Below are 516 nucleotides of genomic sequence, written 5' to 3'. Positions count from 1 at the left end.
GGGCATCGACGTTCCCGACACCCGCTCGGGCCGCCTCGAACCGCTGCGCGCCGCCCATCCCGCCGTCGCCGCGCTACTGACCTGGCGGCGCACCGAGCGGATCGCCACGACCTACGGCCACCGTTGGCTCGACACCCACGTCAGCCCGGACGGCCGGCTGCGCGGCGCCTGGCACGGCAGCGACGGCGCCGCCGGACGGATGACCGCCCAGGCCGGCCTGCACAACCTGCCCGCCGACCTGCGCGCCGCCGTCGTCGCCGAACCGGGCCGGATGTTCGTCCGCGCCGACCTCGGCCAGATCGAACCCCGGGTGCTCGCCGTCGTCGCCGCCGACCCCGCCCTCGCTGCGGCCACCCAGGCCGACGACATGTACGCCCCCGTCGCCGCACAGCTCGGCCGCGACCGGGCGCACGCCAAGATCGCCGTACTCGCCGCCATGTACGGCCAGACCACCGGCTCGGCCGGCGAGGCCCTGCGCCGCATGCGCCGCGCCTACCCGACCGCGCTGGCCTTCCT

The 516-nt window shown here is 77.1% G+C and carries 1 protein-coding gene; it reads left to right on the top strand.

What is annotated here, in order from left to right:
• Positions 1-516: DNA polymerase (locus tag ND748_RS33615; protein WP_251750224.1), on the top strand; the 516-nt coding region annotated here is incomplete at both ends.

The organism is Frankia sp. AiPs1 (assembly GCF_023716945.1).
Classification (GTDB): Bacteria; Actinomycetota; Actinomycetes; order Frankiales; family Frankiaceae; genus Frankia.
This window is presented reverse-complemented; position numbering and strand designations above follow the sequence as displayed.